The sequence below is a fragment of the Nonomuraea aridisoli genome (assembly GCF_003236395.1).
GTDB classification, from domain to species: domain Bacteria; phylum Actinomycetota; class Actinomycetes; order Streptosporangiales; family Streptosporangiaceae; genus Nonomuraea; species Nonomuraea aridisoli.
Genome location: NZ_POUD01000035.1, coordinates 40,151 through 47,163, shown reverse-complemented (window position 1 = coordinate 47,163; position 7,013 = coordinate 40,151). Strand labels below are relative to the sequence as shown.

The following is a 7,013-nucleotide window of genomic DNA, read 5'->3' as shown; positions in this document are numbered from 1 at the left end:
GCCCCCGACCCGTCGCTCGCGCGGGCCGCCGTGGCGGCGGCTCGTGCCTGCGGCGACCCCCTCCTGATCAGCGCCGCCCTGGACGCCCCCGGCACGCTGGCGCTGCGCGCGGGCCGGTTCCGGGAGGCGCACGACGTCGCACGGGAGCGGCTGGGCCTGGTGGAGCGGATGGATCGGCGCCACCCGGCCGCCGCGGCGGAGATCCTCGACGCCTTCCACAACGCGTGGCTCTGCGCGTTCGCCGCCGGCGACCTGTGCGCGGCGATGTCCACCGCCGAGCGGATCGTGGGCGACGAGCTGCTGGGCACGCACCCCTATCGGGTGGCCGGCAAGCTGATCCCGCCGCTGGTGCTCCTCGGACGCCTCGACGAAGCGATCGAGCACGCCGAGCCCATGTGGCGGGCATGGCGGCGGTCCGGCATGCCGATCGCAGCCTGGCTCTCGCCCGCCGCCTCGGCGGTCGCGCTCGCCTGCGGCCTGCGCGGCGACCGGGCGGCCTACCGGCTCTGGCGAGCCCGCGCCGAACGCGCCCTCGGCCGGGGCGGCCCCGCCCCGGCCTCCGACGCCATGATCTTCGCCGCCTTCGTGGACGCTCGCCTGGCCGCTGTCACAGGGGCCGCCGAGGACGCGCCGGCCCTGGTCGCCCGGGCCTTCGCCGGCTCGCCCACGGCCTGGTCCGCCGCCTACGCGCGCGCCGCCGCGGCCGAGCTGGCCGTGGTGGCCGGCCTGCCCGACGCGGACCGCCACCTGGCCGCCGCGGCCGAGACGGCCGGCGAGAACGACTGGGCGGCCGCCTGCCTGGCGCGCGCCCGCGCCGTCGCCGGGGAATGACCCGCACCCTCCGTGACGCCTTCCGGACGGCCGATTCCCGGGCCGGTAAGGTGGCCACGACCCAGGGGGCCGGGGGCCTCTTCCGGGATCGAGATCGAGGAGACGGCGGGCGGCGTGACGTCCGAAGGAGTTCGAGATGCCTGACGAGAGCGGGGACGTCCGGCTGACCGCCTGGGTGCGGGGCCGGGTCCAGGGCGTGGGCTTCCGGTGGTGGACACGGGCGCGGGCGCTGGAGCTGGGCCTCGCGGGCTGGGCGCGCAACACCGACGACGGCCGGGTCGAGGTGGTGGCCGAAGGGCCGAGGCAGGCCTGCGTCAAGCTGCTGGAGGCGCTCCGAGGTTGCGACACGCCGGGCAGGGTGGATGGAGTAGTGGAACGTTGGAGCGAAGCCCGAGGTAGTTTGGCCGGTTTTGTAGAGCGGTAGCCGCTTTCGTTAAACCGCCCAAATAGGGTATAGTTGTATGTCGGGAGTGCCCATCAGTAGGGGCTCAGCGGTTCGATCGACTTGACCGCCCACACTGCCGGTGCGACTCTTGTTAGGTACCACGCGCACCCCTCCCGCGGAACAGAAGTGCGCGAACCAGTCTGGTCACTCAGCGTGGAGGACCCTTTACCATGGCGAAGGCTCTACTCGGCCACGTCGGCGGTCCTGACCCTCGAATGGTCTCGGAGATGCGCCGCCTGCAGCAGCGTATCCGGGATCTGGAGGCAGAACTCATCCGACTTCAGGCCACCAATGACGCTCTTGCGGCGCAAACCCGCGACGAGGCGCTAAGCCGCGTGCAAGAGCGCGAGCCGGCACTCACCTGAGAGTGATCGGAGCGCAAGATTCAGGGACGTCTCGGAGAGGCGTCCCTTGTTATTTGCCCTCTTCGGGAAAAACCTGGTCAAGCTGCCACGCGGGCGCGGATGCCCGCGTGGGCTAGCCGGGACCAGTAGTCTTTTCCCTTGTCCGTACAGGGAGAGGGGGCGTGCCGTGTATCTGAAGACCCTGACCCTGCGCGGCTTCAAGTCCTTCGCCTCCGCGACCGCCCTGCGGTTCGAGCCGGGCATCACGTGTGTCGTGGGGCCCAACGGCTCCGGCAAGTCCAACGTCGTCGACGCCCTCGCCTGGGTGATGGGCGAGCACAGCGCCAAGTCGCTGCGCGGCGGCAAGATGGAAGACGTGATCTTCGCCGGCACCTCGTCCCGGCCGCCGCTCGGCCGCGCCGAGGTGACGCTGACCATCGACAACTCCGACGGCGCGCTGCCGATCGACTACACCGAGGTCACGATCAGCCGGCTGATGTTCCGGTCGGGGCAGAGCGAATACGCGATCAACGGCGACACCTGCCGCCTGCTCGACATCCAGGAGCTGCTGTCCGACTCCGGGATCGGCCGCGAGATGCACGTCATCGTCGGCCAGGGCCAGCTCGACGCCGTGCTGCACGCCGGGCCGGAGGACCGCCGGGCGTTCATCGAAGAGGCCGCGGGCGTCCTGAAGCATCGCAAGCGCAAGGAGAAGGCGCTGCGCAAGCTCGACGCGATGCAGGCCAACCTCACCCGGGTGCAGGACCTCGCCACCGAGCTGCGCCGCCAGCTCAAGCCGTTGGGGCGCCAGGCCGAGATCGCCCGCAAGGCCGCCGTCATCCAGGCGGACCTGCGCGACGCGCGGCTGCGACTGCTCGCCGACGACGTGTGCACGCTGCGGACGACGCTGGAGCGCGAGGCCGCCGACGAGGCCGCGATCACGGAGCGGCGCCGGCAGGTCGAGGCCGAGCTGGCCGAGGGGCAGCAGCGTGAGGCCGCGCTGGAGGCCGCGGAGGCCGAGACCCAGCCGAGGCTCGCGGCGGCGCAGGAGACGTACTTTCGGCTGTCGTCGCTGCGTGAGCGCATCGGCGGCCTGGAGCAGCTGGCCGCCGAGCGCCACCGGCACGCCCTCGACGCCGCCGCCATCGAGCGCCGCGGCCGCGACCCCGAGGAGCTCGAACGCGAGGCCGCCGAGGCGCGCGAGCGGGAGCTCATCCTCAAGGCGGAGCTCGACCAGGCGCGCGAGCTGCTGGAGGAGGCCGTACAGGCGCGCGCCGCGGCCGAGGCCGAGCTGAGCGGCGAGGAGCAGCGGCTCGCCATGGCCGCGCGGGCCGCCGCCGACCGCCGCGAGGGCCTCGCCAAGCTGCGCGGCCAGGTCGATTCCGTACGCAGCCGGGCCAGGGCCGCCGAGGAGGAGATCGGACGGCTGCGGCAGGCGGTGGCCGGCGCGGGCGAGCGCGAGCGACGGGCCATGGAAGACCTGGAGGCCCAGCGGCTGGAGGAGCCGGCCGTCGATCCGGCGCTGGCCGAGGAGCTCGCCACCGCGCAGGCCATGGTCGAGGAGGCCAAGGCCGTGGCCGACGAGGCGCGGGCCGGGCTGGAGGAGGCGACGTCGGCTCTCGACGCGCCGCGTGCCGCGGTGCGGGAGGCCAAGGCTGGGGTGAGCACCGCGCGGGCCGCCGACCAGGAGGCCCAGCGGGCGGTGGCCGCTCTGGCGGCGCGCCGCGACGCCCTGGAGCTGGGGCTGGCCAAGGGCGACGGCGGCGCCGCGCTGCTGGAGGCCGACCTCGCCGGGGTGCTCGGGCCGCTGGCGGCCTCGATGCAGGTGACGCCGGGCGCCGAGCTCGCCGTCGCCGCCGTGCTGGGGCCGGTCGCCGAGGCGATCACCGTCAAGAGCGTGGACGCCGCCGTCGAGGCCCTCGGCCTGCTGCGCGAACGCGGCGAAGGCCGGGCGACGCTCCTCGTGGCTCTCCCAGGAGGAGACGGTACGACCGACGCGCGGCCCGACGCGTCGCCCGCGCAGGGCGGGAGCGACGGACCGCGGCGAGTCGTCGGTGACGGCGCGGGCGGTGGGTCGCGGGAGATCGGGCATGGGAGTGCGCCTGAGGGGAGCCGGTGGGTCGTCGAGCTGGTGACGGTTCCCGAGCACTTGCGGCCGGCTCTCGACGGCGTGCTGGGCGGTGTGGTGGTCGTCGACGACCTCGACGCCGCGCGGGCGGTGGTCGAGCGGCATCCGCGGCTGCGGGCCGTCACCAAGGCGGGCGACCTGGTCGGTGAGCGGGTGGCCAGCGGCGGGGCCGACGGCGGTACGTCCGTGCTGCAGGTGCGGGCCGCGTTCGACGAGGCCGTCCGGGACCTGGAGGAGGCGGAGGCCAGGGCCGAGGAGACAGCGCGGGCCCTGGACGAGGCCGTCGCGGCCGAGCAGGCCGCTCAGAGCGCGCTGGAGACCGCACAGGCCCGCGTGAGCGAGGCCCAGCACGCCGTCACCACCGCCCAGGCCGGGGTGAGCGCCGCGCAGGGCGCCCTCGACCAGGTGCGCAGCCGCCAGCGGGAGGCCGACCAGCGCACCGCCGCCGCGGCCAAGCGGCTGGCCCAGCTGGAGGCGGCGGCGAACGCCGCCCGAGAGGAGGCCGAGCGCCTGACCGCGAGCGTGGCCAGGGCGGAGGCGGCCCGCGCCGAGGGGCTGGAGGAGCTGGCCGAGCTGGAGGTCCGGCTGGCCGAGGCCGAATACGCCCAGGAGCTGGAGTCCGAGCCCACCACCGACCTGCGCGACGAGCTGGCGAGCGCCTGCGAGGCCGCCCGCCAGCGCGAGATGGACACCCGCCTGCAGGTCCGTACCGCCGAGGAGCGGGTCAAGGGCATCGAGGGCCGCGCCGACGGGCTGCTGCGCGCCGCGCGGCGCGAGCGCGAGGAGCGCGCCCAGGCGGCCGCCCAGCGCGCCCGGCGCCGGCGGCAGGCCGCGCTGGCCGAGGCCGTCAGCAGGGGCGCCAAGCGGGTGATCGCCGCGTTGGCGGAGTCCGTCCGGCTGGCCTCCAGGGAGCGTGACGAGGCCGACCTCGCCCGGGTGGCCGTCGACGCCGAGCTCAAGCAGGTGCGCCTCCGCGTCCGCGAGCTCGGCCAGGAGCTGGACAAACTGGTCAACCGGGTGCACGGCAACGAAGTGGCCCGCACCGAGCAGCGGCTGCGCCTGGAGCAGATGGAGCAGCGGGCGCTGGAGGAGTTCGGCGTCGAGGTCGAGGCCCTGATCTCCGAGTACGGCCCCGACGCGCCGGTCCCCGGCGACCCGCCGGTGCCGTACGTGCGGGAGGAGCAGGAGAAGCGGGCCAGGATCGCCGAGAAGCAGATGAACCAGCTCGGCAAGGTCAACCCGCTCGCGCTGGAGGAGTTCGCGGCGCTGGAGGAGCGGCACGCGTTCCTCAACTCCCAGCTCGAAGACCTGAAGAAGACGCGGCGCGACCTGCTGACCGTGGTCAAGGAGGTCGACGAGCGGGTGGAGCAGATGTTCGCCTCGGCGTACGAGGACGTCGCCAGGGAGTTCGAGCAGATCTTCACCCGGGTCTTCCCGGGCGGCGACGGCCGGCTGGTGCTGACCGATCCGTCCGACATGCTGACCACCGGAATCGAGGTCGAGGCGCGGCCGCCGGGCAAGAAGGTCAAGCGGCTGTCGCTGCTGTCGGGCGGCGAGCGTTCGCTGACGGCGGTGGCGTTCCTGATCTCGATCTTCAAGGCGCGGCCGTCGCCGTTCTACGTGATGGACGAGGTCGAGGCCGCGCTCGACGACACCAACACGCAGCGGCTGCTGACGCTCTTCGAGGAGTTGCGGCAGAGCTCGCAGCTGATCGTGATCACCCACAACAAGCGCACGATGGAGATCGCCGACGCGCTCTACGGCGTGTCGATGCGCGGTGACGGTGTGACGCAGGTGGTCAGCCAGCGGCTCAGGGAGCGCGAATCGGCCTGATCGGTGTGGCCTTGGGCCTGACCACGCCAGATGATCTGGAAAACTGACGTGTTGTGGAAGGTTACCTCGCCGTCATCGTGATCGTGGCCGTCGTCGCCCTGCTGGCGGCCGGCGGCCTCTTCCTGCTCTTCCGGCCGGGCCGCAAGGCGCCCCCGCCGGTCCTGCCGCCCGAGGCCCCGACGCTTCCCGAGGAAGAGGAGAAGCGGCCCGCCGCGGCGGGCGAGGAGGCGGAAGGCGCGACCACCACGCTGCCGCCGCCGGTCAAGCCGGCCGAGCCGGCCGTCGTGGTGCCCGAGATCGAGGTGCCGCCGCCGTCGGCGGGCCGGATGGTGCGGTTGCGCTCGCGCCTGGCCCGCTCGCAGAACGCGCTCGGGCGCGGGCTGCTGGAGCTGCTCTCGCGCGACCGGCTCGACGACGAGGTCTGGGACGAGATCGAGGAGAGCCTCATCACCGCCGACGTGGGCGTGGCGCCCACGCAGGCCATCGTCGAGGAGCTGCGCACCCGGGTGAAGGTGCTCGGCAGCCGCACCCACGACGAGGTCCGCGGCCTGCTGCGCGAGCAGCTGCTCGCCCAGATCAACCCCGACCTCGACCGCACCCTCAACGTGGTGGCGCCCGGCGAGCGGCCGGCGGTCGTCCTGGTCGTCGGCGTCAACGGCACCGGCAAGACCACCACCACCGGCAAGCTCGCGCGTTCGCTCATCGGTGACGGCAAGAAGGTCGTGCTCGGCGCGGCCGACACCTTCCGCGCCGCGGCGGCCGACCAGCTCCAGACCTGGGGCGAGCGGGTCGGGGCCGACACCGTGCGCGGCCCCGAGGGCGGCGACCCGGCCTCCGTGGCGTTCGACGCGGTCGCCCGGGGCATCGAGGAGAAGGTCGACGTCGTCATCGTCGACACCGCCGGCCGCCTGCACACCAAGACCGGCCTGATGGACGAGCTGGGCAAGGTCAAGCGGGTCATCGAGAAGAAGGCCACCGTCGACGAGGTGCTGCTCGTCCTCGACGCCACCACCGGCCAGAACGGCATGCGCCAGGCCCAGGTCTTCGGCGAGGCGGTCAACATCACCGGCATCGCGCTGACCAAGCTCGACGGCACCGCAAAGGGCGGCATCGTGATCTCCGTGCAGCGGGAGCTCGGGGTTCCGGTGAAGCTCGTGGGGCTCGGCGAAGGGCCCGACGACCTCGCGCCGTTCGATCCGGAGGTCTTCGTCGACGCCATTTTGGGCGATTAGGTTACGGTCGGGTCCATAATTCACACCGGAGTAGCCCTTACCAGATAAATGTTGATGTGCGGCTTTTGTCTGTGGTCACATATATCGTCATCAATGATCGTTCGATCCCGCATGAACGCGAGAGGGCGCACATGAAGAAGATCGTTATTCACCGGCCCGGAACCGTGAAGCCCACCGCCGCGGCCGCGCCGCGACACTGC

Annotated in this window: 4 protein-coding genes and 1 pseudogene; all 5 read left to right on the top strand. The window is 73.1% G+C overall.

What is annotated here, in order from left to right; genetic code table 11:
• Positions 1-831 (top strand): annotated as a pseudogene (locus C1J01_RS49750) (hypothetical protein); the annotation flags it as partial.
• A 136-nt stretch (positions 832-967) separates the two neighbouring features.
• Positions 968-1,255 (top strand): acylphosphatase, encoded by a 288-nt coding sequence (locus tag C1J01_RS11545; RefSeq protein WP_111178921.1) that lies wholly within the window; start codon positions 968-970, stop codon positions 1,253-1,255.
• Positions 1,256-1,446: 191 nt separating this feature from the next.
• Entirely contained in the window at positions 1,447-1,641 is a 195-nt protein-coding gene (locus tag C1J01_RS11540) for a hypothetical protein (protein ID WP_043618321.1), read from the top strand.
• A gap of 166 nt (positions 1,642-1,807) precedes the next feature.
• Positions 1,808-5,581, top strand: coding sequence for an SMC hinge domain-related protein (locus C1J01_RS11535; RefSeq protein ID WP_111178920.1), 3,774 nt, complete (start codon positions 1,808-1,810; stop codon positions 5,579-5,581).
• A gap of 53 nt (positions 5,582-5,634) precedes the next feature.
• On the top strand, positions 5,635-6,813 hold the full coding sequence (gene ftsY / locus C1J01_RS11530; protein ID WP_111178919.1) for a signal recognition particle-docking protein FtsY: 1,179 nt from the start codon (positions 5,635-5,637) through the stop codon (positions 6,811-6,813).
• The last annotated feature ends 200 nt before the right edge of the window (positions 6,814-7,013 follow it).

Excerpts from the sequence above, each read along its gene's own strand:
- C1J01_RS11540 (WP_043618321.1), top strand. The coding sequence starts at position 1,447 with ATGGCGAAGGCTCTACTCGGCCACGTCGGCGGTCCTGACCCTCGAATG.
- C1J01_RS11545 (WP_111178921.1), top strand. The coding sequence starts at position 968 with ATGCCTGACGAGAGCGGGGACGTCCGGCTGACCGCCTGGGTGCGGGGC.